The 25,106-nt window shown below is 28.8% G+C and carries 28 protein-coding genes; 15 read left to right on the top strand and 13 right to left on the bottom strand.

Annotated elements, in window-relative coordinates; all coding sequences use genetic code 11:
- Positions 1-2 precede the first annotated feature (2 nt).
- Together Q0776_RS01530 and Q0776_RS01525 are read left to right on the top strand one after the other, a co-directional pair.
- A complete protein-coding gene (locus Q0776_RS01530) occupies positions 3-1,496 on the top strand; it encodes a GH3 auxin-responsive promoter family protein (protein ID WP_298363993.1) in 1,494 nt (497 codons plus the stop codon).
- Positions 1,496-2,041: an MOSC domain-containing protein gene (locus tag Q0776_RS01525; protein ID WP_298363989.1), complete on the top strand. Its 546-nt coding sequence runs from the start codon at positions 1,496-1,498 to the stop codon at positions 2,039-2,041. Before Q0776_RS01530 ends, Q0776_RS01525 begins: the two co-directional genes overlap by 1 nt.
- Before the next feature lie 73 nt (positions 2,042-2,114).
- Here the strand turns inward: Q0776_RS01525 and mscL are convergent, their stop codons facing one another.
- From mscL to Q0776_RS01510, 3 genes are read right to left on the bottom strand one after another with little or no spacing between them, the layout of a single operon-like run.
- Positions 2,115-2,528 carry a large-conductance mechanosensitive channel protein MscL gene (gene mscL / locus Q0776_RS01520; RefSeq protein WP_298363980.1) on the bottom strand — a complete coding sequence of 138 codons (414 nt, stop codon included), beginning with the start codon at positions 2,526-2,528 and terminating at the stop codon, positions 2,115-2,117.
- Between the two features lie 51 nt (positions 2,529-2,579).
- Positions 2,580-3,689: an alanine racemase gene (gene alr / locus Q0776_RS01515; RefSeq protein ID WP_298363970.1), complete on the bottom strand. Its 1,110-nt coding sequence runs from the start codon at positions 3,687-3,689 to the stop codon at positions 2,580-2,582.
- Entirely contained in the window at positions 3,679-4,296 is a 618-nt protein-coding gene (locus tag Q0776_RS01510; RefSeq protein ID WP_298363968.1) for a thymidine kinase, read from the bottom strand. The genes alr and Q0776_RS01510 overlap by 11 nt, the downstream gene beginning before the upstream one ends.
- A gap of 172 nt (positions 4,297-4,468) precedes the next feature.
- On the opposite strand from Q0776_RS01510, the gene Q0776_RS01505 reads away from it, so the two are divergent.
- The 5 genes from Q0776_RS01505 to Q0776_RS01485 are packed head-to-tail and all read left to right on the top strand — an operon-like array spanning position 4,469 to position 8,171.
- A complete protein-coding gene (locus Q0776_RS01505) occupies positions 4,469-5,257 on the top strand; it encodes a hypothetical protein (protein WP_298363964.1) in 789 nt (262 codons plus the stop codon).
- A 5-nt stretch (positions 5,258-5,262) separates the two neighbouring features.
- A complete protein-coding gene (locus Q0776_RS01500) occupies positions 5,263-5,898 on the top strand; it encodes a hypothetical protein (protein ID WP_298363961.1) in 636 nt (211 codons plus the stop codon).
- Between the two features lie 5 nt (positions 5,899-5,903).
- Positions 5,904-6,905: a DNA adenine methylase gene (locus Q0776_RS01495; protein ID WP_298363958.1), complete on the top strand. Its 1,002-nt coding sequence runs from the start codon at positions 5,904-5,906 to the stop codon at positions 6,903-6,905.
- A complete protein-coding gene (locus tag Q0776_RS01490; RefSeq protein ID WP_298363955.1) occupies positions 6,898-7,638 on the top strand; it encodes a glycosyltransferase in 741 nt (246 codons plus the stop codon). Before Q0776_RS01495 ends, Q0776_RS01490 begins: the two co-directional genes overlap by 8 nt.
- Before the next feature lie 59 nt (positions 7,639-7,697).
- Positions 7,698-8,171: a DUF4252 domain-containing protein gene (locus tag Q0776_RS01485; RefSeq protein WP_298363952.1), complete on the top strand. Its 474-nt coding sequence runs from the start codon at positions 7,698-7,700 to the stop codon at positions 8,169-8,171.
- 71 nt (positions 8,172-8,242) lie between these two features.
- Here Q0776_RS01485 and Q0776_RS01480 read toward each other — a convergent pair whose 3' ends face one another.
- Both Q0776_RS01480 and Q0776_RS01475 read right to left on the bottom strand, forming a co-directional pair.
- Positions 8,243-9,121, bottom strand: coding sequence for an outer membrane beta-barrel protein (locus Q0776_RS01480; RefSeq protein ID WP_298363945.1), 879 nt, complete (start codon positions 9,119-9,121; stop codon positions 8,243-8,245).
- A gap of 128 nt (positions 9,122-9,249) precedes the next feature.
- Entirely contained in the window at positions 9,250-9,585 is a 336-nt protein-coding gene (locus Q0776_RS01475; protein ID WP_298363941.1) for an ArsC/Spx/MgsR family protein, read from the bottom strand.
- 83 nt (positions 9,586-9,668) lie between these two features.
- On the opposite strand from Q0776_RS01475, the gene Q0776_RS01470 reads away from it, so the two are divergent.
- Together Q0776_RS01470 and Q0776_RS01465 are read left to right on the top strand one after the other, a co-directional pair.
- Complete coding sequence (locus tag Q0776_RS01470) at positions 9,669-10,124, top strand: DinB family protein (protein ID WP_298363937.1); 456 nt, start codon at positions 9,669-9,671, stop codon at positions 10,122-10,124.
- Positions 10,124-11,371 (top strand): sodium:proton antiporter, encoded by a 1,248-nt coding sequence (locus Q0776_RS01465; protein ID WP_298363931.1) that lies wholly within the window; start codon positions 10,124-10,126, stop codon positions 11,369-11,371. The genes Q0776_RS01470 and Q0776_RS01465 overlap by 1 nt, the downstream gene beginning before the upstream one ends.
- A gap of 3 nt (positions 11,372-11,374) precedes the next feature.
- Here the strand turns inward: Q0776_RS01465 and Q0776_RS01460 are convergent, their stop codons facing one another.
- From Q0776_RS01460 to Q0776_RS01450, 3 genes are all read right to left on the bottom strand, one after another.
- Positions 11,375-12,178: a glutamate dehydrogenase gene (locus Q0776_RS01460; protein WP_298363929.1), complete on the bottom strand. Its 804-nt coding sequence runs from the start codon at positions 12,176-12,178 to the stop codon at positions 11,375-11,377.
- A 41-nt stretch (positions 12,179-12,219) separates the two neighbouring features.
- Positions 12,220-13,821, bottom strand: a complete 1,602-nt coding sequence (locus Q0776_RS01455) for an Ig-like domain-containing protein (RefSeq protein ID WP_298363927.1) — start codon at positions 13,819-13,821, stop codon at positions 12,220-12,222.
- Positions 13,822-13,902: 81 nt separating this feature from the next.
- Positions 13,903-14,589, bottom strand: coding sequence for a phosphoribosyltransferase family protein (locus Q0776_RS01450; RefSeq protein WP_298363924.1), 687 nt, complete (start codon positions 14,587-14,589; stop codon positions 13,903-13,905).
- A 161-nt stretch (positions 14,590-14,750) separates the two neighbouring features.
- Between Q0776_RS01450 and Q0776_RS01445 the strand changes: the two genes are divergently transcribed.
- From Q0776_RS01445 to Q0776_RS01420, 6 genes are all read left to right on the top strand, one after another.
- Positions 14,751-15,638, top strand: a complete 888-nt coding sequence (locus Q0776_RS01445; protein WP_298363917.1) for a hypothetical protein — start codon at positions 14,751-14,753, stop codon at positions 15,636-15,638.
- Between the two features lie 106 nt (positions 15,639-15,744).
- Complete coding sequence (locus tag Q0776_RS01440) at positions 15,745-17,286, top strand: glycine--tRNA ligase (RefSeq protein ID WP_298363914.1); 1,542 nt, start codon at positions 15,745-15,747, stop codon at positions 17,284-17,286.
- A gap of 258 nt (positions 17,287-17,544) precedes the next feature.
- Positions 17,545-19,590: a thioredoxin domain-containing protein gene (locus tag Q0776_RS01435; RefSeq protein ID WP_298363913.1), complete on the top strand. Its 2,046-nt coding sequence runs from the start codon at positions 17,545-17,547 to the stop codon at positions 19,588-19,590.
- Position 19,591: 1 nt separating this feature from the next.
- Complete coding sequence (locus tag Q0776_RS01430; protein ID WP_298363910.1) at positions 19,592-19,954, top strand: DUF1304 domain-containing protein; 363 nt, start codon at positions 19,592-19,594, stop codon at positions 19,952-19,954.
- A 7-nt stretch (positions 19,955-19,961) separates the two neighbouring features.
- A complete protein-coding gene (locus tag Q0776_RS01425; RefSeq protein ID WP_298363908.1) occupies positions 19,962-20,768 on the top strand; it encodes a mechanosensitive ion channel domain-containing protein in 807 nt (268 codons plus the stop codon).
- A gap of 58 nt (positions 20,769-20,826) precedes the next feature.
- Positions 20,827-21,504 carry a hypothetical protein gene (locus tag Q0776_RS01420; protein ID WP_298363906.1) on the top strand — a complete coding sequence of 226 codons (678 nt, stop codon included), beginning with the start codon at positions 20,827-20,829 and terminating at the stop codon, positions 21,502-21,504.
- Here Q0776_RS01420 and tsaB read toward each other — a convergent pair whose 3' ends face one another.
- The 5 genes from tsaB to Q0776_RS01395 all read right to left on the bottom strand — a co-directional run bounded on the left by tsaB (position 21,505) and on the right by Q0776_RS01395 (position 25,105).
- Positions 21,505-22,173, bottom strand: coding sequence for a tRNA (adenosine(37)-N6)-threonylcarbamoyltransferase complex dimerization subunit type 1 TsaB (gene tsaB, locus Q0776_RS01415; protein WP_298363905.1), 669 nt, complete (start codon positions 22,171-22,173; stop codon positions 21,505-21,507).
- Positions 22,174-22,279: 106 nt separating this feature from the next.
- Complete coding sequence (locus Q0776_RS01410; protein ID WP_298363904.1) at positions 22,280-23,605, bottom strand: TolC family protein; 1,326 nt, start codon at positions 23,603-23,605, stop codon at positions 22,280-22,282.
- A gap of 146 nt (positions 23,606-23,751) precedes the next feature.
- Positions 23,752-23,961 carry a hypothetical protein gene (locus tag Q0776_RS01405; RefSeq protein ID WP_298363903.1) on the bottom strand — a complete coding sequence of 70 codons (210 nt, stop codon included), beginning with the start codon at positions 23,959-23,961 and terminating at the stop codon, positions 23,752-23,754.
- On the bottom strand, positions 23,961-24,476 hold the full coding sequence (locus Q0776_RS01400) for a DUF420 domain-containing protein (protein ID WP_298363899.1): 516 nt from the start codon (positions 24,474-24,476) through the stop codon (positions 23,961-23,963). Before Q0776_RS01400 ends, Q0776_RS01405 begins: the two co-directional genes overlap by 1 nt.
- Positions 24,476-25,105 carry an SCO family protein gene (locus Q0776_RS01395; RefSeq protein WP_298365112.1) on the bottom strand — a complete coding sequence of 210 codons (630 nt, stop codon included), beginning with the start codon at positions 25,103-25,105 and terminating at the stop codon, positions 24,476-24,478. Before Q0776_RS01395 ends, Q0776_RS01400 begins: the two co-directional genes overlap by 1 nt.
- Between the last annotated feature and the right edge of the window lies 1 nt (position 25,106).

Raw genomic sequence — 25,106 nt, 5'->3', positions numbered from 1 at the left:
GGATGAGTATAAAATCAATTATAGCGAAACCATTTGCCAAAAGAATTGCAACAAGATTTTTAAAACAAAGTGATAAAGCTGTTATTACCCAACAAAAAGTATTCAAAAAATTAATTGCTCAGGCTAAAAATACAGCATTTGGTAAAGATCACAATTTTGGTAAAATAAAATCATATAATGATTTTAAAAAACAAGTGCCTATCAACGATTATGAAGGTTTAAAGCCATACGTAAATAGAGTTGTAAATGGTGAAGCAAATGTATTATGGAAAGGTAAGCCACTTTATTTTGCGAAAACCTCGGGTACAACTTCAGGAACAAAATATATTCCATTAACAAAAGAATCAATGCCAATGCATATAAAAGCTGCGAGAAATGCACTTTTAATGTATATTAATGAAACTAATAAAACAGATTTTCTAAATGGTAAAATGATTTTTTTACAAGGAAGTCCGGAACTGCAAGAAAAAAATGGAATTAAAATTGGGCGACTTTCGGGAATAACGGCTCATTACGTGCCACAATACTTAACAAAAAACAGATTGCCAAGTTGGGAAACCAACTGTATTGAAGATTGGGAAAAGAAAATTGAAGCAGTTATTGATGAAACTATTAATGAAGATATGACACTTATTGGAGGGATTCCTCCTTGGGTACAAATGTATTTTGAACGAATTGTAGAAAGAACTGGTAAAAAGGTTGGAGATGTATTTCCAAACTTTAATCTGTTTGCATATGGAGGAGTAAATTTTGAACCTTATAGAAATAAATTTGAAGAGCTAATTGGGCGAAAGGTAGATGCTATTGAAATGTATCCAGCTTCAGAAGGTTTTATAGCCTACCAAGATTCTCAAACCGAAAAAGGTATGATGCTTTTGGTTAATGGAGGTATTTTTTATGAATTTATTCCATCTGAAGAATTTTTTAATGAAAACCCAACTCGTATTTCTTTGGAAGATGTAGAAGTTGGAGTAAATTATGTAATTATTTTAAATACCAATGCCGGTCTTTGGGGTTATAATATTGGAGACACCATAGAATTTTTATCAGTAAAACCTCCAAGAATTGTTGTTACGGGAAGAATAAAACACTTTATTTCGGCTTTTGGCGAACATGTTATAGGAAAAGAAGTTGAAGATTCTATAAATGAGCATACAAAAAATACGGGTATAAGTGTTAGCGAGTTTACTGTTGCTCCTCAAATTACTCCAAATGAAGGCTTACCTTATCATGAGTGGTTTATTGAATTCGATCAAAAACCTTCAAATATTGAAGAGTTTGCAAAAAAGATTGACACTTCCTTACAACAACAAAATAGTTATTATTTAGATTTAATTGAAGGTAAAATATTGCGTCCTCTTAAAATTACAGTTATTGAAAAAGGTGGTTTTAATAAATATATGAAATCAGTTGGTAAATTAGGTGGTCAAAACAAAGTTCCTAGATTGTCAAACGATCGAAAAATTGCAGATGAATTAACAAAATATAGTGAATAATGAAGGTAGTTTCTGTTAATTTAGGTGAGAAAAAAGCCGTTAATTATAATGGTAAAATTATTGAAACAGGTATTTTTAAGTATCCTATTAAAACTGAAATATTTTTAGGGAAAGAAGATGTAGAGAATGATGCTGTTATTGATAGGAGATATCATGGCGGAATTGAAAAAGCAGTTTATGCATATTCTGAAAACCATTATAATTATTGGAAAAAGTTGTATCCTGATATAGATTGGCGCTATGGTATATTTGGCGAAAACTTAACCATTACTAATTTGGATGAAACTGAAATTAAGGTAGGTAACCAATATAGCTTAGGTGAAGTAGTTATTGAGGTTACCAAGCCAAGAGAGCCTTGTATGAAATTAGGTTTAGTATTTGGAACACAAACAGTTTTGAAACAATTTTGGAATAGCTCCAAAAGTGGTATTTACTTTAAAGTAATTAGTACGGGAAATGTAAAAACTGGTGATGAATTGGTTTTAGTAAAAGAAGCATTTAATACTCCAAGTATTGCAGAAGTTTACGAGACAAAAAAGAAATAATAATTGATTTATAAAAAATAAAAGAGGTTTACAACATGTTGTAAACCTCTTTTTTAATCAAAGAAAGTTTGGTTTATTTCTTAGATAATAAATCTCTAATTTCAGATAATAATTCTTCTTGAGTTGGTCCTGCTGGTTCTGCTGGAACTTCTTCTTCTTTCTTTTTATTCATTCTATTAATTCCTTTTACAACTAGGAACATTACAAAAGCAACAATAATAAAATCAATAACATTCGTTAAAAAATCACCATATAAAACAGCAACTTCACCTGTTATTTTCCCTGCTTCATCTGCCACGCCTTCTTTTACAATATATTTAAGGTCTTTAAAGTCTGCATTAAATATTAATCCAATTAAAGGAGAAACAATTCCTCCAGTAAATGAAGTAACAACGGCTTTAAAAGCTGCACCCATTACAAAACCAACTGCAATGTCTACAAGGTTACCCTTCATTGCAAAATCTTTAAATTCTTTAAGCATTCCCATTTTTTTCTTTTTTAAATTATTAAGCTAATATATTAAAAATTATGAAAATAATTAACTTTTTTTTAACACCCTTCTTATGCGTTGTGATAATGCTGTTAATAATTCGTAAGAAATAGTATTGGATGATTTAGCTAGTTCTTCAATATGAAATTGATCTTTGTATACAACTACCTCATCACCTTCGATACAATTTATGTTCGATACGTTTACCATTAACATATCCATACAAACATTGCCAATAATTGGTGCTTTTGTATTGTTTATATAAACATATCCTTTTCCATTACTTAATTGTCTGGATATTCCATCGGCATGTCCAATTGGTATTGTAGCGGTTTTTATTGTAGATTCTGCTTTAAAGGCTCTATTGTAGCCAACGGTTTCACCTTTATTAATAATATGAATTTGCGATATAACTGATTTTAAGGTAAGTGTATTTTTTAATTGAGCTGTTTTGGATTGTTCGTTTCCAAAGCCGTATAGCCCAATACCCAATCTAACCATTTCAAACTGAGCTTCTTCAGTATAATTAAAAATACCAGAAGTATTTAACATGTGTTTAAAAGGAATATTAGGTAATAGTTTTATAAATTCAGTTGAAATATTTTTAAAATCATTTATTTGCTGCAATGTAAAATCACGTTCATTTAAATCTTCACTCGCTGCAATATGAGAAAAAATAGAAGTAACTTTTAAAGCAGTTTGCTTATTTATAATTTCAGCTAATTCGTTTATGTTTATTTTTGTAAATCCAAGTCTATTTAAACCAGTATTAAATTTAATATGAATTGGGTAATTTACTAGATTTAAATGTGATGCTTTTATTACGAAAGAATTTAAAAGACTAATAGAATAAATATTAGGCTCTAAATTATAGTTTATAATTGTTTCAATATTTGCTTTTTGAGGATGTAATACTAATATTGGGATTTGTATTCCTGCTTTTCTTAAAGCAATTCCTTCATCTACGTAAGCAACGGCAAAATAATGTACCCTATTTTCTAAATGTTTAGCAATTTCAATGGCGCTAGAACCATAACCAAAAGCTTTTACAACTACTAAAATTTTTGTTTCAGAATGTAATTTAGATTTAAAATAGTTAAAATTAAAGTCTACTGCATTTAAATCTATTTCAAGAACAGTAACATGGTTATTTTTCATTCTTTTTGGATGCTGCTTTTAATTTTTTTTCTTCTTGAATTGCTTTGTAGTATGCTGCTCTGCTTAGAGGTTCATATTCTTGAGTTTCGCCTAATAAAACAAGATCTTCACTTGCTGTTTTTCTATAACTATAATGTGCTAAATTTCCCGTGCGTGTACAAACCGCATGAACTTTTGTAATATATTCGGCAGTAGCCATTAAAGCAGGCATTGGCCCAAAAGGATTTCCTTTAAAATCCATATCTAATCCAGCAACAATAACTCTAATTCCTCTGTTTGCCAAATCGTTGCAAACGGCAACAATTTCATCATCAAAAAACTGAGCTTCATCAATTCCAACCACCTGAACATCGGTTGCTAAAATTCTAATATTACCTGAAGAAGGAACTGGAGTGGATCTAATTTCATTGGCATCATGTGAAACTACCATTTCTTCATCGTATCTAGTATCAATTGCAGGTTTAAAAATTTCAACTTTTTGTTTTGCAAATTGCGCTCGTTTTAACCTGCGAATCAATTCTTCCGTTTTACCAGAAAACATTGAGCCACAAATAACTTCTATCCAGCCAAATTGTTCAGTATGATTTACAGTATTTTCAAGAAACATTTTGTAATTTCACCATTCAAAGGTTATTGTATTTTTTTATATAATTAATGCAATAATAAAAATTATATTTTTTCGCATTAAATTGTTAAAATTGTAAAACAGGAAAACTGTTTTTAAATTCATACAAATTTATTAAAAATAATAGATCAATAATCAATAAATAAATCAACTTATGCACAAAAAAATAGAAGCTGAATTAGTTAGCTTGGCACACAGTATTTTACAAATGAAAAGTAGAGAAGATGTAAATGAATTGCATAAAAAAACATTGGAGATTTATGAGAAATTGTCGGTTTTAAAGTTTGTTGATGCATATATGAATTCCTCATTAGATACTACTATGTCTGAAGTTGAAATTGAGAAAGAGGTTGAAAATATTGTTGTTAATGATGAGGTTTTAGAACAAGAACCTTCAATTAAAATAGAGACGGAAGAGGAAATAATAATTGAAGATAAGGTTGAAATCACAGAAGATAAAACACCAAATATTGAAGAAAATATTGAAGAAGCAGCAGATGTTGTAAGTAAAATTGAAGATTTTATTGAGAAAGAAGAAACTTTGATAAAAAATGATGTTGAAGATTTACCCTCTTTGCAAGTTTCTTTAGAAGAGGAATTTAAAGATGCTATTTCTGCTGATGTTGCAACAGAACTTTTTGAAAAAGCCACCATTGAAAATCCAGTAATTGAAGAACCTAAAGAGATTAAAAAGTCATTAAACGACACATTGTTTAAACATAATTTACAAATTGGTTTAAATGATCGGATTGCTTTTGTGAAACATTTATTTGATGGAAGTCAGGAGGATTTTAATAGAGTTGTTTCTCAATTAAATAGTTTTAAGGTAGAAGAAGATGCAAAAAAGTTTATCACAAATTTTGTAAAACCAGATTATAGTTGGGAAGGAAAAGAAGAGTATGAAGAAAGATTAAATGCCATTATTGAAAGGAAATTTATGTAAAAGAAATGAATTATCAATTGCTAGAAAAAGAATTAAAAGAAAGAACTAAAACAAACTATAGCTGGAGAAGAAAACAAAATGATTTTTTTGATAGTAAAACCAATTTTATCTACAAAATTGAAACGTATCACAGTCTTCAGGAAAAAATTAAATTGGAATTTTCTGTAAATCCAGATTATTTAGACTTTAAGGATTACGCACTAAACCGATGGTATAACTTTTGGTCGGCAAAAGCGGTTGAAACCGTTTTTTGCAAACATAAAAATGTAACTAAACATTATAACTCAAAAGATAGATATACAGATTTTTATATTTCTACAATTCCTTTTGACCATAAAACTACAACATTTCCTAAAGGGTTTAATTATTCAATTCCCTTTGCAATAGAGCATAAAAAAACACTTATAAAGTGGCTTTATAAAAATCAAAGCAATCAAAAACGGCAACACTATAAAAATAGACTATTTATAGTAGTTTTGGATTTTAATAATCCTTATGAAAGTTGGAAATTAAAAGCTGAAATTATATGGTTAAAACAAATAATTGAAGATTATTTATGTAGTTTTGATGCTTCAAAGTTACCTGAAATAGCAATTGAAGATACAAAAATAAAGTCCGATATAATTTGGGCAATTAAATAGTTTAAGTGAATTATATAGGTTCAAAAAATAGATTATCCAAATTTATAAAAGATGCAATTTATGATACCGTTGGAAGCAATTTATCCAATAGTGTTTTTTGCGATTTATTTGCCGGAACCGGTATTGTGGGTAGAACACTAAAACCGTTGGTTAAGCAAGTAATTGCTAACGATATGGAGTATTACAGCTATGTTTTAAATCGTAATTATATTGGAAATATTGAAAAGATTGATTATTCAGAGTATATAAATGAACTAAATGAATTGGATGGTGAACACGGATTTATTTTTGATAACTATTGTGAAGGTGGTAAAAGTCAAAGATTGTATTTTTCTTCAGAAAATGGAAAAAAAATAGATGCTATTCGAAAAAAAATAGAACTTTGGAAAGTTTCAGAAAAAATAAATGAAGATTTATATTTTTATTTGTTGGCCTCGCTTATCGAAAGTGCTGATAAGGTTGCAAATACGGCATCTGTTTATGGAGCTTATTTGAAAAAGCTAAAAAAATCGGCTCAGAAAAACTTTTTATTGCAACCAGCAAATTATACTTATTCTAATAACAAACATCTTGTTTATAATGAAGATGCAAATACACTAATGAAAAAAATTAAAGGAGATATTTTATATTTAGATCCTCCTTATAATGCTAGACAGTATGGAGCAAATTATCATTTATTAACAACTATTGCAAAGTACGATAATTTTATACCAAAAGGAAAAACAGGCTTAAGAACATACAATAGATCTTCTTATTGCAAAAAAAATGAAGTTAGAAAAACTTTCGAAGATTTAATAAAAAATGCTAACTTTAAATACATTTTTTTGAGTTATAACAATGAGGGTTTAATGTCTAAAAATGAAGTAAGTAGTATAATGTCTGCTTACGGAAAATACAGCTTAAGAACCACAAATTATCAACGTTTTAAAGCAGACAAAACTGAAAATAGAAATCACAAAGCAACTTCAACAGTTGAATATTTACATATATTAGAGAAGAATGAATAATACATCTCAACAAAATTATATTTTCTGTATGAAGTGGGGAACTTTATATGGAGCAGAATACGTTAACAGATTGTATTCTATGGTAAAAAGTAATTTATCTTACGATTTTAAAATGGTCTGTTTTACGGATGATGAAAAAGGAATTATTGATAAAGTAGATTGTTATCCAATACCTGAAATTAATTTAGATTCTAATCTACCAGAAAGAATGTGGAAAAAATTAACCACATTAAAACAAGATTTGTACGGTTTAGCAGGTAGAGCATTATTTTTAGATTTAGATATTGTAATTGTAGATAATATTGATTGTTTTTTTGATGTTGAAGGCGAATTTAGAATTATAAAAGATCATAGTTGGAGAAGTTGGAGAATTACGGGTAATTCATCGGTTTATAGATTTGATATTGGAAAGCATGGTTATGTTTTTGATGATTTTATTGCAAACTCCGATAAGGCATTAAAAGAGCATCGAAATGAGCAAGAATACTTAACCCATGCTATTAATGATAAGGGTAAATTACAGTATTGGCCAAAAGAATGGTGTCCAAGTTTTAAATACGATTGTTCTTCACGATTTCCATTGGCATTTTGGAAGTCTCCAAAAATACCTGAAGGCTCAAAAATCATAATTTTTCATGGAGAAATAAACCCTCATAAAGCAATAAAAGGTGGTTGGGGAAAATGGTATAGATATGTACCGGCGGCTCCTTGGGTTCAAAAATATTGGAAATAGTAATTTAATAAAAAGTTACAAAAAAGGTGTTTAATCGTCATAGATTAAACACCTTTTTTATGAAAAAATATTTTTTAATTATAGTAGGAGCTTTATTATTAACCTCTTGTGCATCAAAATCTTCTTTTCATTCATTTTATAATGAAAATAGAAATGACTCAGATTTTTCATTAAGCACGCCAGCTTTTTTTGCAAATATTTTTATTCCTAAACAAGATATTAGGGAATATGAAGATTTATTTAAAAAAGTAAAGCATTATAAAGTTATGGTGTTTTCAGACAAAGTTACCTCATTGGATAGAAAGTTTGATAGGTTTATTAGAAACAAAAAATACACCTCTATTTTTAGAGTTAATGATAGTGGAAGTTCGGTGCAGTTTTATTTTTTAGAAAATAAAAGCACTATTAAAGAAATGGTTCTAAAAATAAAAAGCGATGATTCCTATGTTTTATTAGGTTTAAAAACAAATATTACTTTTGGAGATTTTGAAACAATTATAGATAAATCAGATATGAAAATATCTAGTTATTAAAACGAAATAAAAAAAGTCCATTTTGAATGTTAATTTCAAAATGGACTTTTCATAAAACTTGTTTTAGTTGATTATTTTATTTTTTCAAAAGTATAGGTAATACCAAAATTTATTCCAAAAGAAGAATAAGGCACTACTTCAGATAATGTTTTTGATGGATCAGAATTTGTAGTACTTAAACTGTCGACATAATTTATTTCGGTTGGAGCATAAAGCGTAACTAAGTGCTGAATTGGAGCATCGCCCAAATTCCAGGTTGCTGCGGGTATTCCAGGATGTCCATCTCCTAATGCATTTGCTGGAACTTCAGGAGCAGTAATAGTTAATTCTGTAAATTCAGAATTGTCTCTTGTTACATTAATACCTAAGTACTCTAGTTCGGCAAAAAAGTTTAAGTTGTCGGTTAATTTAAATTTATGTCCTAAAGCCGCAATAAAACCCAATGGAAGTCTACCATGGAAATCTTGTTTTCCTGTCGCCACAATGTTTCCAAAAGGTGTTGGATTAGTTCTTGTAAATTCGGCACCTGTTCTTCCTCCAAGTTTTGTAATGGCCCCAAATTTACCGTATACTTTTTCATTAAAATTATAAATTAAAGCACCTGACAATCCCCAGGCTCTTCCATATCCTTTTGCGTCTAAAATTTCAGTTATTATACCATCTGTTGCTTTGTAATTATCACGAATTTGATCAGCACCGTGTAAATAAGCAATGCCAATTTCAAAGCCAAAAGTATCATTAAAAAAGTAGCCACCTTTAATTTGCGCATTAAAACCTTCACCAAAGCTGCCATATTTATTTGTTGCTACTGTGTTGTTTTGGTTTAATTCAGTTCCCATTAAAACTCCTGCACTTCCCATGGCATATCCTCCATTTGCAGAAACGAAAAATTGTGCGTTCATTTTTGTTGCTAAAATTAAAGCAACAATAATTATCATGTTTTTATTCATTGTTAATTTCCATTTTTTAAAGTTTTAAATTTACTTTAAAGCTTAAAAAAAAAGATGATAATTGTTAAGAAATATAAATGGAAATTATTTATTCGAAATATGTAGTAAGTGCTTTTTTTTATTGAAATTTATTTAAAAATATCAACTCTTTTTTTGGTATTTACTACATAAACTTCATTTTTATTCAAAATAATTGGGCGCTTTAAAAAGGTGTATTCGTCTAAAATAAGTTGTCTAAAATCCTTTTCGGTTAAAACCTGACTTTTTAGGTCCATTTGTTTATATTTTTTAGCGCGTTTGCTAAACATAACTTCGTAACTATTTGTAAGCTTGTGTAACTCCTCAAGTTGTTTTACAGTTATTGGTTCGGTTTTAATTTCTTGTAATGTAAATTCGGAAGTATCCATGTCTTTTAAAATTCTTCTGCAGGTGTCACAAGTTTTTAAATAATAGATTTTTTTCATGGTTTAGAGTTTTATTTTGAGAAAGAGTAAAAATACTATGTTTTTAGTTTAAATTTGAAACCATTAAATAAAATTTATTAAAAATGATTGAAGAATTTGATATTTTAAACAAGTCGAGAAAATTAACACTTAAAGTTATTAATGGATTATCAATTGAACAATTAAATACAACTCCAAAAGGTTTTAATAACAATATTGCTTGGAATATTGCACATTTAGTAGTTACCCAACAATTGTTGTGTTATAAATTTTCGGGCTTAGATTGTTTAGTTTCAGATGAATTAATTGAAAATTTTAGAAAGGGTTCATCTCCAACTTACATAATTTCAGAAGATGAATTTATAAAAATAAAGGAACAGTTTGTGAGTTTTCCAAAGCAATTAGAAGATGATTATAAAAAAGGATTATTTAAAACTTATACAAGTTATTTAACTAGTGTAGATGTAACTTTAGATTCAATAAGCAAGGCAGTAAAATTTAATAATTACCATGAAGGAATTCATTTAGGAATTATTTTGCAACTTAGAAAGTTAGTGTAATGAGTTTATTTGCTGTTGCCTCAATATTAATTGTTATTTCTGCGTTATTTGGATACATTAATGTACGTTTCTTAAAATTACCCACAACTATTGGTTTAATGGTTATAACCATAGTTTTTACACTACTTATTTTAGTTACAAGTTTTTTTAATAGTGCTTTATTAGAGTACGAGATTTTACTTATTTCACAAATTGATTTTAAGTCGGTTCTATTGGATGTAATGTTAAGTTTTTTGCTTTTTGCAGGAGCTTTACATACTAATTTTCAACAATTAAAGGTGCAGCGAAAACCAATTTTTGCATTCGCAACATTTAGCACAATAATTTCAACATTTTTGGTTGGAGTGTTTTCATTTTATGCTTTGAAGTTTATGAGCTTTGAGGTAGAATTTATATACTGTTTATTATTTGGGGCGCTCATTTCACCAACAGATCCAATTGCTGTTTTGGGAATTTTAAAACAAGTTGGAGCCCCAAAAAAATTAGAAACTAAAATTGTTGGGGAGAGTTTGTTTAATGATGGTATTGGAGTAGTTATTTTTTTAACAATATACCAAATTGCAAAAGGAGGAAAGGAAATTACAGTCGGGCAAGTTGCCGAAATGTTTGTAGTTGAAGTTGTAGGTGGAATTGTTTTAGGTTTGTTTTTGGGTTGGGTTACCTACAGATTACTAAAAACAATTGATGATTATGATACAGAAGTAATTATTACAGTTGCAACTGTAATGGGAGGTACGGTTTTAGCTCAATATTTTCATTTGTCGGCGCCATTGGCAATGGTTACTGCAGGTTTAATTGTTGGACATGATACTATTAGGGAAAATTCTATGAGTGAGGTTACAGAGCAATATGTAGATAAATTTTGGGAACTAATAGACATTCTACTTAATACTATTTTATTTGTGTTAATAGGTATGGAGTTATTGGTTTTAACTTTTAGCAGTAAATATATTATTGCGGGTTTATTGTGTATACCATTGCTTTTATTTGCTCGTTATTTGGCCTTATCATTGCCAATAAAGTTGTTCGCAAAAAAGCTAGAGTTTGTGCCAAATACTAATTTAATTATGACTTGGGGAGGCCTTCGTGGAGGAATTTCAATTGCGCTGGCATTGAGTTTAACAACAGAAATGAATAGGGATTTATTTTTAGTTATAACCTATATTATAGTTGTGTTTTCTATAATAGTACAAGGTTTAACTGTAGGAAAACTAATTAAATGGGTTACTAAACAAAACCGTAATTAAATTTTAATTAAGATAGTAAATATAGCCAACATGAATCCATAGTAACCAATCGTTGTATTTGTTTTCAGGGGCCTGTCTTGCATTTAAACCATCAACATAGTTAGAGAAAAAATACTGCCAACGAGATTCTATTAACAAATCTGAATAATATCCTAATTTACGTCGTGTACCAACACCTAATGTGGCAGACATTGTTATACCAGGAGTTACTCTGGCAGCAGTTGGAAATTGATTAATATCCCATTTTGGATATAAAACACCAGGATCTCTCCAATCACCTAGATCTGAATTGATGGAAGGATTATAAAAATCTACAAATGCACCTGCACTAATGTATGGAGACCATTTTAAATCAGGGATTCTTCTAGAGCCAAAATCTACAATGTCTACCCAATGAAATTCCATTTGTGCTCCTAAATTTAACAAATATGTTTTTCCATGATGCGCCCTCAACAAAGCACCTAGATTTCCAGTATAATCATCAGCCCATTGCCCAAAATGATCTAATTCGGCTGACATATATGAAAGCTCAGCTCTTACTCTAAAATGTTCTGCCCAGTAAGAAGTTCGTTGATTCCAACGATATCTATAATCAGTAAAATTTAAGTAATAAACAGCCCCAAATCCAAAACCTACATTACCTCCAACGTTACTCATAAAATGATTACGTTCACCATAATCTGTAGTAAAAGATGCTGAACCGGAGATAAAACCAATTTCATGACTGCTTTCATCTTGAGCAAACAAATTTGTTGCACAAAGACAAATAAATAAAGGGGCTAATATTTTATAAATGTTCGGGTACATTTTTTATTGTATAAATGTAATAAATTAAAAATTAAGAATTGTTAGTCAATTACAAAAGTCTCATCTAGTTCCCAATTAGCTCTTAATTCCAATATTTTATCAAAATATTTTATTGTTTCAGGTTGGCGTTTTTCTAAGAAATTCCCAGTGTCCCATTTTCCATTGCTATTTTCATCGGTAGTTATTCTTACAAAATAATTACCAGGTTCCAATAATTCAAATTTAGCAGTTTCGGGTTTATTAATTTTTGCGGTTCTAATTACTTCGTCTCTATTATTTAATATTTCAACAATAAACGAACTTTTTTTAGAGCTTATAACATTAACTTTTAAAATACCATAGTCTTCAATTTTTTTAGTTACAATATCTAAAAACAAGCTGTCATTGGCAGTGTTGTAAATGTCAGTAAAGGCGTTGGGTAAAATTTTAATGTTATATTTTGAATCTTGTTGTTTATTAAAATTTAAATATATTTTGTTTTTTGAATTAGAATATTGGGTGTTAAATTTTACATTTACAGTATCCTGATCAATAATTGAAATTAAAGAAGTATCAATTTTAACAATTGGAGTGTTACTTACTATGGATAGTGTATCGTTTAAATGCAAAATATTGGTGGTACTACCGTTAATTTTTAATGTATCTCTTTTAGAACTTCTTGGTTTAACTACAAACTCTTCAAAGTAATCTCCTTTTGAAACTGAAAAATTTAAAGAATCTGCTTCAAATGGTGTATACCAATAATTAATAGTGTCCTTATCTTTTTCATAAATGATTTCCGATTTAAAATTATATGGAGTTTCTGTAAGAATATTTATAGATAAATCTTTAGCAATACCTTTATAGCCAAATACTAAATGGCCTTTATTAACTTCTTTTGGTTTTATAACTTTTAATTTAGGTACTTCCTTAAAAATTGAAAGTGTATATGAGCTATCTGTAGGAAAAGATAAAGTATCTTTTACAAATCCAATTTTATCAATATCAGGATCATATATTTTATTTCCGTTCGCGTCTTTTAGGGCAATTAACATATATTTTCCCTTGCGTATGTTTGTAATTTCAAATAAAGTACTGTCTAATGTGTTAGAAATATACCTTGGTTTTTGTTTAAAAATTACCGAATCTGTGTATGTACTATCATATTCATATAACATTACATCTAAGTTTTTTGAAGTTTCTTTAACCATTGGATCAAATACTTCTCCGTTAACTAACAATGAATCAATATAAGATCCTGTGGAAAAAACGTATTTAAAATTTCCTAATTTATTAGACTCATTATTATCTACAATGCTATTTCCAAAATTGTATAAATAGGTAATATTTGCATCAAGAGTATCTAATATTGTAATTGATATAAATTTACTTGCTGTACCAACAGGTGTAATTATTGGTTCATTTTTTTGAGGAGGAGAAATAATTAGATTCTTTCTTATATCATCTAGTTTAATATATTCATCAAAGTAAATTTTAATTTTTTTTGTTTTAAAATTAACAGTCTCGTTTGCTGGTATCGATTTTATTAAAATAGGAGGAATCGTATCTTTATCTCCACCAGTTGGATTTCCTCTTCGGGCACAACTAAATAGTAGGTTTGATAACAAAACTAAGCTAAGCAACTTAAATAAATAAAGTTTCATATACATTTATTTTGGATACAAAATAACAATTATTTTATTTAAAAAACGCACTAATTATTTATGTATTATAAATTGAAGTTATTATTTGGTATATGCCATAGTAGCAATACTAATTTTTACGTTTTTTATTTGTTTAAATACATTGGAGCAAGCTTCTAATGTTGCTCCAGTAGTAATAATATCATCAATTAATAATATGTGCTTATCTTCAATTTTTTCTGAATTTTTCAAGATGAAAGTATGTTCTGCATTTTTCCATCTATCAAAACGTAACTTTTTGGTTTGAGTTTTAGTAGCGGTAGTTTTTATAAGAACATCATCGTAAAATGGAATAGTTAACTTTTCAGATAAAGTTTTACCAAAGGTTGTAACCTGATTGTAGCCACGAATTTTTTGTTTTTCTTTATGAAGAGGTACTGGAATAATACAATTAATTGTTTTAAATCTATTTGAAGCCAAAAGTTGGTCGCCAAGCCAATTCCCAATAAAGGCTCCAACTTCTTGTTGGCCGTTGTATTTTAGCTCATGCATTAACTGTTGTATTTTTCCTTTTTTTAAAAAATAAAACAAACTTGTAGCTTCTTCAATAGAAACACGTCCATAAAGTATTTTTTCAACTAAATTATTCGGTTCCTTTGTGAAATTTGTTAAGGGTAAATCATGTCGGCAATCTATACAAACAGTTTTTTCACCAGTAGTAAGCTGGTTTTTACAGCATAAACAAATATCAGGATAAAACAGATTAAGAATATCGTAAAATAAATTCATAGCAATACGAATTTATAAAATATTAAATAAAAATTGGATTTTATTGTTAGAATTTCTATCTTTATTGTTCCTCATAAAATTCCTCAAAAAAAATTTTAGTTAATCATAATTTAATTGAATCTTTTGCGTTCAATTAAAAAACCCCTTTAAACTTTAATCTAATGGAAGAAAAAAATAAATCAAACAGTAAAATTATTGTAGTTGTTTTAGCGCTATTATTAGTAGGAGCCTTAGCGTATACTTTTTATAATAAAAATGAGCATAAAAAATTAACAAATGCCATTGAAGAAGAAAAGGAAGAAATAGAACAAAACTTGGACAATATGATCGTAAAATATGAAGACGCTATTGGCCAAAACACATCGATGTCTAAAGAATTAGCATTTGAAAGAGATAGAATTGTAGCTCTTAGAGATTCGATTAAGCAATTAAAAGGTACAAATTATAACTTAATTAGAAGATATCGCAAGGAAATTGCAAAATTAGAAGAAACAAATAAACGTTTGTTTTTTATGACAGATTCTTTAACCGGCATAAACTCCGTACTTAAGGTTAATTTAGATAGTGCAAGAGTTAATATTTCTCGTCAAATAGCTGTTAATGATACCTTAACAATGACAAATTTGGATTTATCTGAAAAAGTAGCAATTGGATCCGTATTAAAAGTGAATTCGGCTAAAATATTAGCAATGCGAGAGCGAACAAGCGGCAAGCTCGTAGAAACTGCAAGAGCAAGAAATACGGATGCCTTTAGAATTAACTTTACTATAGCTAAAAATGAAATTTCAGAAAAAGGAGAGCGTAAAATTTATATTCAAATTATAGATGTAACAACTGGAAATACTATTGCAAGCAAAGGAGAAATAACCCTTTTAAATGATAAAAAAGCTAATTTTAGCGATAGTACAACTATAAATTATCTAAATGAAGCAATTGACATAGTTTCGTTAGTTGAAGTAGATAGAGATTTAATAGAAAGAGGTGTTTATTTAGTAAACATATTTATTGATAATAAATTATCTGGAGTAACCCAAATCACCCTAAAATAAAATAAGTAACTCCAAATTAATATATTTAATGTTAATTGGTGGAAATAGTTTCGGCTATTTCCACTTTTTTGTTTTATAGTACTAAAAGCTTTACTATTTTTGCACAATGGCAAATCAAGAAGATAAATTTAAGAAAGTAGTTTCGCACGCGAAAGAATATGGATATGTATTCCAATCAAGTGAAATTTACGATGGTTTGAGTGCAGTCTATGACTACGCTCAAAACGGTGTTGAGTTAAAGAAAAACATTAGAGATTACTGGTGGAAAGCAATGGTGCAAATGCACGAAAACATTGTTGGATTAGATGCGGCTATTTTTATGCATCCAACAACTTGGAAAGCTTCTGGCCATGTAGATGCTTTTAATGATCCTTTAATTGATAATAAAGATTCTAAAAAAAGATATAGAGCAGACGTTTTAATAGAAGATTATGTAGGCAAATTAGATGCTAAAATTGAAAAAGAGGTAGCTAAAGCAGCAAAACGCTTTGGTGATTCTTTTGATAAAGAACAATTTTTAGCTACAAACCCAAGAGTTGTTGGTTATAAAGAAAAAGGAGATGCGATTTTACAACGAATGGGACAATCTTTGGAAAAAGAAGATTTAGCCGATGTAAAATTATTAATTGAAGAATTAGGAATAGGTTGCCCACTTTCAGGATCAAAAAATTGGACCGATGTTAAGCAATTTAACTTAATGTTTGGTACTAAATTAGGTGCATCTGCAGATACTGCAATGGATTTATATTTACGTCCAGAAACTGCTCAAGGTATTTTTGTAAACTTTTTAAATGTTCAGAAAACCGGAAGAATGAAAATTCCATTTGGAATTGCTCAAACAGGTAAAGCATTTAGAAATGAGATAGTTGCGCGTCAGTTTATTTTCCGTATGCGCGAATTTGAACAAATGGAGATGCAATTTTTTGTACGTCCTGGTACACAAAAAGAATGGTACGAGCAATGGAAACAAACTCGTTTAAAATGGCACTTATCATTAGGTATGGGTGAAGATAATTACCGTTTCCACGACCACGAAAAATTAGCTCATTATGCAGATGCAGCAGCAGATATAGAATTTAGATTTCCATTTGGATTTAAAGAATTAGAAGGAATTCATTCTCGTACAGATTTTGATTTGTCTAGCCACGAGAAGCATTCAGGAAAAAAATTACAATATTTCGATCCAGAAATTAATGAGCGTTATGTTCCTTATGTAGTAGAAACATCAATTGGTTTAGATAGAATGTTTTTAGCAGTATTCTCTAATTCTTTACAAGAAGAAGAATTAGAAAATGGAACAACAAGAACTGTTTTAAAATTACCAGCTGTACTAGCACCAACAAAAGCAGCAATTTTACCTTTGGTTAAAAAAGACGGTTTACCTGAAATTGCAAAGAAAATAGTTGAAGATTTAAAATGGGATTTTAATGTAGATTATGATGAAAAAGATGCTGTTGGTAGACGTTATAGAAGACAAGATGCAGCAGGAACTCCTTTCTGTATTACAGTAGATCACGATACATTAACCGATGACTCTGTAACTATTCGTTATAGAGATACAATGGAACAAAAGCGAGTTAAAATTACCGAATTAAAAGATTTAATTAAAGAAGAGGTAAACGTTAAAAACTGGTTAATGAAGATGTAATTGGTTAAAATTTAAAGTAAAATAAGCCATTCAATAAATTGAAGGTAATATTTTTAAATGAGCTCGATATAATATCGAGCTCATTTTTTTTAAACTTTATTTTTACAATATTTTAAATCAGTAAATCTATTTTAATCAGTTTTTTATTTTATAAACTTAAGTTCATATCTTTAACCAAAACCAATATTAATGAATAAATTAGTAATTCTTTTTCTTATACTAACCTTTATCAGTTGTAAAAATAAATCTTCAAAAAAAATGTCTGAACATAAATTTACTAACAGTTTAATAAACGAAACCAGTCCTTACTTGTTACAACATGCACACAACCCAGTTAATTGGTATGCTTGGAATGATGAAGCGCTGGAATTGGCCAAAAAAGAAAATAAACTTATATTAATATCTGTGGGATATTCTTCTTGTCATTGGTGTCATGTAATGGAACATGAAAGTTTTGAAAATGAAGAAGTTGCTGCAATAATGAATGCGAATTTTATTAACATAAAAGTTGATAGAGAGGAACGACCAGATATAGATCAGGTTTATATGAATGCTGTTCAATTAATGACAGGAAGAGGAGGTTGGCCATTAAATTGTATTGCTCTACCTGATGGAAGACCAGTTTGGGGAGGAACCTATTTTCCAAAAGAAAATTGGATAAAAGCTCTAGAACAATTAAGTAAAATGTATGCTGAAAAACCAGATGAAGTTATTTCTTATGCCGAAAAATTAACTGAGGGAATAAAGAAAACAGATTTAATTGAGTTAAATGCAAATCCAAGGGAGTTTTCAGTTTCTGAGTTAGATACTATTGTTGAAGAGTGGAAAGATTATATGGATTTTGATTTAGGAGGTAAAAAAAGTGCACCAAAATTTCCAATGCCAAACAACTACAATTTTTTACTTCGATACGCTGTTCAGGCCAAAGATAGTTTAGTATTGAGTTATGTCAATACTTCGTTAACAAAAATGGCCTTTGGAGGAATTAATGACCAAATTGGAGGTGGCTTTGCACGATATTCAGTAGATAAAAAATGGCACGTTCCTCATTTTGAAAAGATGCTATATGATAATGGTCAATTAGTTAGTTTATATTCAGAAGCCTACCAAGCAACAAAAAATCCATTGTATAAAAACACTGTATATGAAACGATTGAATTTATAAAAAGAGAATTAACAACCAAAGAAGGCGCTTTTTATTCGTCATTAGATGCAGATAGTAATAATGCGGAAGGAAAATTAGTTGAAGGCGCATTTTATGTTTGGAACGAAGATGAATTAAAATCATTATTAGGGAATGATTTTGAGTTGTTTTCGGAATACTATAATATCAATCATTATGGGTATTGGGAAGATGATAACTATGTTTTAATAAGAAATAAGGGTAATTATGAAATTTCAGATAAAAATGATATTTCCATTAATGATTTGGAATTAAAAGTAGCTGATTGGAAGAAAATTTTACTGAAAGAACGTTCTAAAAAAGATCGTCCTAGATTGGATGATAAATCTTTAACATCGTGGAATGCGCTAATGTTAAAAGGTTATGTTGATGCATATAAAGTTTTTAATGATTCCGATTTTTTAAATGCTGCAATAAAAAATGCAACCTTTATAATTTCAAAACAACTTCAAGAAAATGGAAATTTAAACCATAGTTATAAAAATGGAACAAGCACAATTAATGGGTATTTGGAAGATTATGCAACCGTTATTGATGCATTTATTTCGTTGTATGAAGCTACTTTAAATGAAAATTGGTTAAACACAGCCAAACAACTTACAGATTATAGTTTTGATCATTTTTTCGATATTGAAAAATCAATGTTTTATTTTACTTCAGATGAAGATACCGATTTAATTACACGTAAAATGGAAATTGAAGACAATGTTATACCAGCTTCTAATTCTATAATGGCAAATAACTTATTTAAATTAAGTCATTATTATTCAAATAGTTATTATTTAAAAACTTGTAAACAAATGCTTCATAATATTCAAGATAGAACACAACAATATGGAGCCGGATATTCTAACTGGTTACAACTTATGTGTAATTTTGCTGGTGATTATTATGAAATTGCTGTTTCAGGAAGTAATTCAAAAAAGAAAATTTTAGAGATTAATCAACATTATATTCCTAATAAATTAATAGCAGGAAGTGAAAAAGAAAGTAAAATACCTTTGATGGAAGGTAGGTTTAGCACAGATGAAACACTTATTTACATATGCGTTGATGGGGCTTGTCAATTACCCGAAATTGAGGTGACTAAGGCAATAGAACAATTAAAAATAACATATTAAAATGGACTTATTAATACTTTCTATAATTATACTAGTAGCACTACTTCATATTTATTTTATGATTTTAGAAATGTTTTATTGGGATAAACCAAAAGGGTTAAAAGCTTTTGGTTTAAAACTTGAAGAAGCTAAAATTTCTAAAACATTGGCTAAAAATCAAGGACTATACAATGGTTTCTTGGCTGCGGGTTTAATTTGGGCTATAATTGACACAGATAATTTTAACAGTATAGCAATTTTCTTTTTGATTTGTGTGACAATAGCAGGAATATATGGGTCATATACTACAAAACAAATAAAAATATTTTTTATTCAATCTATTCCTTCAATTATAGGAATAGTATTAATTTTACTTAAAAATTGAAAAAATTATGGATTATCAAAAGTACTTAGATTTAGTAATTGAATTTGTAAAAAGTAACGCACAAAATGTAATTGTGGCTTTTTTAATACTTGTAATTGGGTTATGGGTTACTAAAAGAATAGTAAATGTTACAAGAAAATTAATGGGAAAAAGAGGTGTTGATGTAACACTTCAAACATTTCTAGGTGATTTATTAGGTTGGGGATTAAAAATTTTAGTTTTTATATCTGCAATTTCTCAACTGGGTGTAGAAACAACTTCATTTATTGCAATTTTAGGAGCTGCAGGTTTAGCAGTTGGTTTAGCTTTACAAGGTAGTTTAGCAAATTTTGCAGGAGGTGCATTAATAATGATTTTTAAACCTTTTAAGGTTGGAGATTTAATTGAAGCACAAGGTGAAATAGGAGTAGTAAAAGAAATTCAGATTTTTGTTACAAAAATTATATCTCCAGGTAATAAATTAGTTATTATTCCAAACGGTATTTTATCAAATGGTAATATTAAAAACTATACAGAAGAGGGTAAATTAAGAGTTGATCTTACTTTTGGTGTTGGTTACGATGAAGATATAAAGAAAACAAAAGAAGTTTTATTAAATGTAATGTTAAATAACCCAAAAGTTTTAAAAGATCCAGCACCAAGTGTAAATGTATCTGAATTAGCTGATAGTTCGGTTAATTTTGCAGTAAGACCCTGGGCTACACCAGATAATTATTGGGATGTATATTTTGGAATAATGGAAGAGGGAAAATACGCACTTGATAAAGCTGGTATTGAAATTCCTTATCCGCATCAAGTAGAGATTAAAAAATAAATTTTAAGAATTTTATTATATTTTTTGAATTGCGTATATTTAGGAAAATATATTAAAAATGAAAATTATTAAAACTATTGCATTATTACTTATTATTCTAATAAGTAATAGTGCAATTTCACAACGAAACACCATTGATGATTTTTATCAAGTAGTGCGTGGTATGACTGCATTAAACAAAATAGATGAAGGAATTCACGGTAGTCCATATATTACAAATCAGTTTAAAAAAGCTCAATTTGTAAATTCAGACAAAGATTTTCTAATGCGTTTTGATGCTTTTAGAAATTTAATGGAGGTAAAGGTTAATGACAGTATTTTTGTTTTACCAAAAAACTTAAGCTATGCAATTAAATTTAAGGCCTCGAAAAAAACATATAAAATATTTCAATATAATGAATCAGAAGCAGTAATTGCAGGTTTGTTTGTTGTAATTAATGAAATGGATGGGGAATCTTTATTACTTAAAGAAAAAATTGAAATTGAGCCTGAAAAGATTCCAAGAAATGGATTTGAATTGTATAAACCACCAACTTTAAAAAGAGTTAAAGATCAGTTATTCGTTGGTTATAAAAACAATATTGCCAGTGAACTTCCTAATAAGAAAGAAGAGATAATACAATTATTTGGAAGTAAAGCTCAATTAGTAGAGAAACAAGCAAAGAAAATGAAATGGAGTTTCAAAAAAAAGGATGATTTAATTAAAATATTCGAGTATTATTATTCTCTAAATTAATTATTTTTTAGATTTAGTTACAATAAAATCTTTTAGATAAAAAGGTTCAAAATAAGCGACATCTTCGGTGTCGTTTTTTTTATGCTTTTCATAAGAAAGCAATCCCATTTCTTTAGCTGAAGGAAATTTATTATCAATAAAAATAGCATTTTTATGAGAGATTATATTCTTGCATTTTTCTGCACCGTCACCTAAAAAATAAACATTTGATTTTTCTAGGTAATCGCTAAAGGAGTTTTCATCTATAACTTCGGCCTGTACATCTCTAACAAAACTATTATTTTTAAACACAGCACTGTACACTTCCATTCTGCGTGCATCTAGTAAAGGAATTATATAGGCATCTGGAAAATCAATAATTTTTTCTAATGAATTTAATGTGCTAACCGATATTAATGGTATGTTTAAGGCAAAACAAAGGCCTTTTGCTGCAGAAACTCCAATTCTAAGACCAGTATAAGATCCAGGTCCTTTACTAACAGCGATGGCATTTAATTGGCTCATTGAAATATTAGCCTCATTTACAACCTGTTTAATTAACTCATGTAGTTTTTCGGCATGTGAATAACTTCCGTCATTCAATTCTTTTAATGTGATAGTTTTACCATTTTCGGCAACACTTACCGAACAGTTTTTAGTTGCAGTTTCAATATTTAAAATTAAAGCCAAATCGATATTTATTTAGGGAACAAAGATACTTATTTTGCTGTTTTTAAAAAATGAAAACGCCCAATGAAATTTCATTGGGCGTTTTAGTATGTTTTAGTTAGAAATATTAGTCTAAAATTGTTTCTCCGTAGTAAAATTTTAACACTTTAGTTTTAAACACATAATCATATTTAGCCCTAATAATAGCTCCTTCAGCATTTACCAATCTGTTTCTAACTTGGTCAAAATCAAACAAAGTCATGGCTCCATAATTAAAGCTCTCTTGCGCATTTTTAAAAGCTTCTTTTTGTGCAATTAATGATTTTTGAGCCGATTCGTATGTTTTGGCTGCGGCTTTTGCATCGTAAAATGCTTTTTGAATTGTTTGTTGAAGTTGTAATTTTGAACTTTCTAAAGAAAATTTAGATTTTTCAAAATTTATTTTTTGTCTGTTTACATTAGATTTAACTTGGCCTCTACTAAAAATAGGAATACTAACATTAAAACTTAAACCGTAACCTAAGTTATCATCTAATTGTGTAAAATATGGAATATGAGAATTGTTTTTTAAATTAAAACCATAACCAGTACCAATATTAGCTCCTAGTGATACGGAAGGTAAAAAGCCAGCTTTTGCAATTTCAATATCAAGTGCTGTAGATTCAATTCCTAATTCAGCATTTTCAATTTCAGGTCTGTTTCCTAAAGCTTTTATATAAACTTCATTTGGGTTACTGTATAACATTGATATTCCTGGGTCACCAATTTCAATGGCCTCTATATCAAATCCTACAGGGCTAATTTGAAGTAGTTGAGCTAAATCTAACAGTGCTAAATTCAATGTGTTTTCAAAAGTTATTACTGATTGTTCATCAGCTGCTGCTGTGGATTGAGCATTTAATAAATCTCCTTTTGGTTTCTCTCCGGCATCAAATTCTGTTTGAGCACGCTCAATCTGTTTTTTACTTATTTCATGTTGAACTTTTGCTACAGCTAAATTTTCCTTAGCAAACAAAACATTTAAATAAGAATTCACAACAAACAATGAAATATCATCTTGAATTTTTTGTAATGTAAGTTTACTTGATTCAACTCCAAGTTGTGCTTGTTTATATGAATTCAAATTACGGTAGCCATTAAATACAGTAATACCAGAACTTATTCCAATTGAACCACCAAAGGTACTTGTTGTGACACGGTCTTGAGAAACAGGATCAAATCCTGATCCAAAATTTAAATTTCCCCCAGTTGAAGCGTTTAAATTAGGTAAAAAATTGCCTTTAGAATTTATTACGTTTTCCTCGCTTAGTTCAACGTTAAGTTGATTTTGTTTTACAGTTATATTGTGTTCTAGAGCATATTCAACACATTCTTGTAAAGTCCATTGTTTGTCTTGAGCACTAGTAGTTATAAAAAATGCTAAGGCTAAAATTGTAACAATTTTTGTTCTCATTTAATTGAGTTTATCGGTTTTTAATTAACAACAATAAATAATTTTTTTTAATTAATTAGGACAATTAAAATTATTTGGAACTGTTGATGTTGCTATATGACGACTAAAATTATTATTTGTTACACTCAAAGTCTCTTATAGAAGTGTTAAATTTTAGGTTTTCGCTTATATTTAATAATGAAGTACAATAGAGCTCCCACTAAAAGATATGGAAATACCATTAAATATAGAATTCCAGAATTTAAACCTTCAGCTTCTGAAGCGTTACCACTTTCAACAACAGCTTTACACATAGCGCATTGTGCATTAGCTATTTGTGCGAAAATTAATAGTGATATATACAATAATTTCTTCATTAATAATATGGTGAAATCATTAGGTAAACAATAACACCGCTTACAGCAACATAAAACCAAAGAGGAAATGTTATACGTGCTATTTTTTTATGTAATTCAATATTGTTTGTAATTCCTCTAACAAAAGTAATTAATACAAAGGGTATTACTGCAATTGATAGTAAAATATGACTTATTAAAATTACATAATAAATGTATTTTATAGATCCTTCACCTCCAAATTTTGTTGAATCTGAAGTCGTATGATATGCAACATATAGAATCAAAAATAAAGCAGAAAACCCAATTGCTGTTTTCATTAGATTTTCGTGTAATTTAATTTTTTTATTTTTAATTGCCCACACTGCTATTACTAATATTAAAGCAGTTATTGCATTAATTGTTGCATAAATTGGAGGTAAAAAAACGGGTAATTGAGCGTCAATTTTTACTCCAAACAAAATTGCTACTACTAATGGTATTGCTATTGATAAAATTACAATCCACTTGTTATATTTTTTTGTATCTGTTTTCATTATTCTTTTAATAAAACTGCAATATCTTCTTTTATCATTTGAATGCTTTTTGAATCTAAGCCGTCATAAAAGGCAATAGGGTTACCTAATTCATCTAGTCGTGATCGAATATTTCCTTTTTTATCAACTAATGCAAACATACCAGAGTGTTCAAAACCACCTTCAGCGGCAGAATTTTCACCAGCGTAAAGTGCTAAACCTTTATTTGCTAGGTTGTATATAGTTTCTTTATCTCCCGTTAAAAAATTCCAATTTTTTAAAGTTGCTCCGTGTGATTTGGCATATTCTTTCAAAATTTTTGGAGTATCGTATTCTGGATTAATGCTAAATGAAGCAATGCCAAAATCTAAATTTCCATAATATTCATTTTGAAGTAAAACCATATTTTCATTCATTTTTGGGCAAATAGTTGGGCAGGTAGTAAAGAAAAATTCTATTACATATACTTTATTTTCGTAAAATGAATTGGAAATAGTTTTTCCATCCTGATTTGTAAATTCAAAAGATGGAACTTTACCAATTGTTATTATTTCTGGTGTTTTAAATTTAGCTACAATTTTTGGGATTGCATATATTCCAAAAATTAAAATTATAAAAGCAATACCTACGTATGAATATTTTTTCATAATA

The sequence above is a fragment of the uncultured Lutibacter sp. genome, assembly GCF_947495725.1.
Taxonomy (GTDB): Bacteria; Bacteroidota; Bacteroidia; order Flavobacteriales; family Flavobacteriaceae; genus Lutibacter.
The sequence above is the reverse complement of the archived record's forward strand: the minus strand, read 5'-3'. Positions and strand labels throughout refer to the sequence as shown.

Coding starts and splice junctions, on each gene's coding strand:
- Q0776_RS01530 (WP_298363993.1), top strand. CDS start 3: ATGAGTATAAAATCAATTATAGCGAAACCATTTGCCAAAAGAATTGCA.
- Q0776_RS01525 (WP_298363989.1), top strand. CDS start 1,496: ATGAAGGTAGTTTCTGTTAATTTAGGTGAGAAAAAAGCCGTTAATTAT.
- mscL (WP_298363980.1), bottom strand. CDS start 2,528: ATGGGAATGCTTAAAGAATTTAAAGATTTTGCAATGAAGGGTAACCTT.
- alr (WP_298363970.1), bottom strand. CDS start 3,689: ATGAAAAATAACCATGTTACTGTTCTTGAAATAGATTTAAATGCAGTA.
- Q0776_RS01510 (WP_298363968.1), bottom strand. CDS start 4,296: ATGTTTCTTGAAAATACTGTAAATCATACTGAACAATTTGGCTGGATA.
- Q0776_RS01505 (WP_298363964.1), top strand. CDS start 4,469: ATGCACAAAAAAATAGAAGCTGAATTAGTTAGCTTGGCACACAGTATT.
- Q0776_RS01500 (WP_298363961.1), top strand. CDS start 5,263: ATGAATTATCAATTGCTAGAAAAAGAATTAAAAGAAAGAACTAAAACA.
- Q0776_RS01490 (WP_298363955.1), top strand. CDS start 6,898: ATGAATAATACATCTCAACAAAATTATATTTTCTGTATGAAGTGGGGA.
- Q0776_RS01485 (WP_298363952.1), top strand. CDS start 7,698: ATGAAAAAATATTTTTTAATTATAGTAGGAGCTTTATTATTAACCTCT.
- Q0776_RS01480 (WP_298363945.1), bottom strand. CDS start 9,121: ATGAATAAAAACATGATAATTATTGTTGCTTTAATTTTAGCAACAAAA.
- Q0776_RS01475 (WP_298363941.1), bottom strand. CDS start 9,585: ATGAAAAAAATCTATTATTTAAAAACTTGTGACACCTGCAGAAGAATT.
- Q0776_RS01470 (WP_298363937.1), top strand. CDS start 9,669: ATGATTGAAGAATTTGATATTTTAAACAAGTCGAGAAAATTAACACTT.
- Q0776_RS01465 (WP_298363931.1), top strand. CDS start 10,124: ATGAGTTTATTTGCTGTTGCCTCAATATTAATTGTTATTTCTGCGTTA.
- Q0776_RS01460 (WP_298363929.1), bottom strand. CDS start 12,178: ATGTACCCGAACATTTATAAAATATTAGCCCCTTTATTTATTTGTCTT.
- Q0776_RS01455 (WP_298363927.1), bottom strand. CDS start 13,821: ATGAAACTTTATTTATTTAAGTTGCTTAGCTTAGTTTTGTTATCAAAC.
- Q0776_RS01450 (WP_298363924.1), bottom strand. CDS start 14,589: ATGAATTTATTTTACGATATTCTTAATCTGTTTTATCCTGATATTTGT.
- Q0776_RS01445 (WP_298363917.1), top strand. CDS start 14,751: ATGGAAGAAAAAAATAAATCAAACAGTAAAATTATTGTAGTTGTTTTA.
- Q0776_RS01440 (WP_298363914.1), top strand. CDS start 15,745: ATGGCAAATCAAGAAGATAAATTTAAGAAAGTAGTTTCGCACGCGAAA.
- Q0776_RS01435 (WP_298363913.1), top strand. CDS start 17,545: ATGTCTGAACATAAATTTACTAACAGTTTAATAAACGAAACCAGTCCT.
- Q0776_RS01430 (WP_298363910.1), top strand. CDS start 19,592: ATGGACTTATTAATACTTTCTATAATTATACTAGTAGCACTACTTCAT.
- Q0776_RS01425 (WP_298363908.1), top strand. CDS start 19,962: ATGGATTATCAAAAGTACTTAGATTTAGTAATTGAATTTGTAAAAAGT.
- Q0776_RS01420 (WP_298363906.1), top strand. CDS start 20,827: ATGAAAATTATTAAAACTATTGCATTATTACTTATTATTCTAATAAGT.
- Q0776_RS01410 (WP_298363904.1), bottom strand. CDS start 23,605: ATGAGAACAAAAATTGTTACAATTTTAGCCTTAGCATTTTTTATAACT.
- Q0776_RS01405 (WP_298363903.1), bottom strand. CDS start 23,961: ATGAAGAAATTATTGTATATATCACTATTAATTTTCGCACAAATAGCT.
- Q0776_RS01400 (WP_298363899.1), bottom strand. CDS start 24,476: ATGAAAACAGATACAAAAAAATATAACAAGTGGATTGTAATTTTATCA.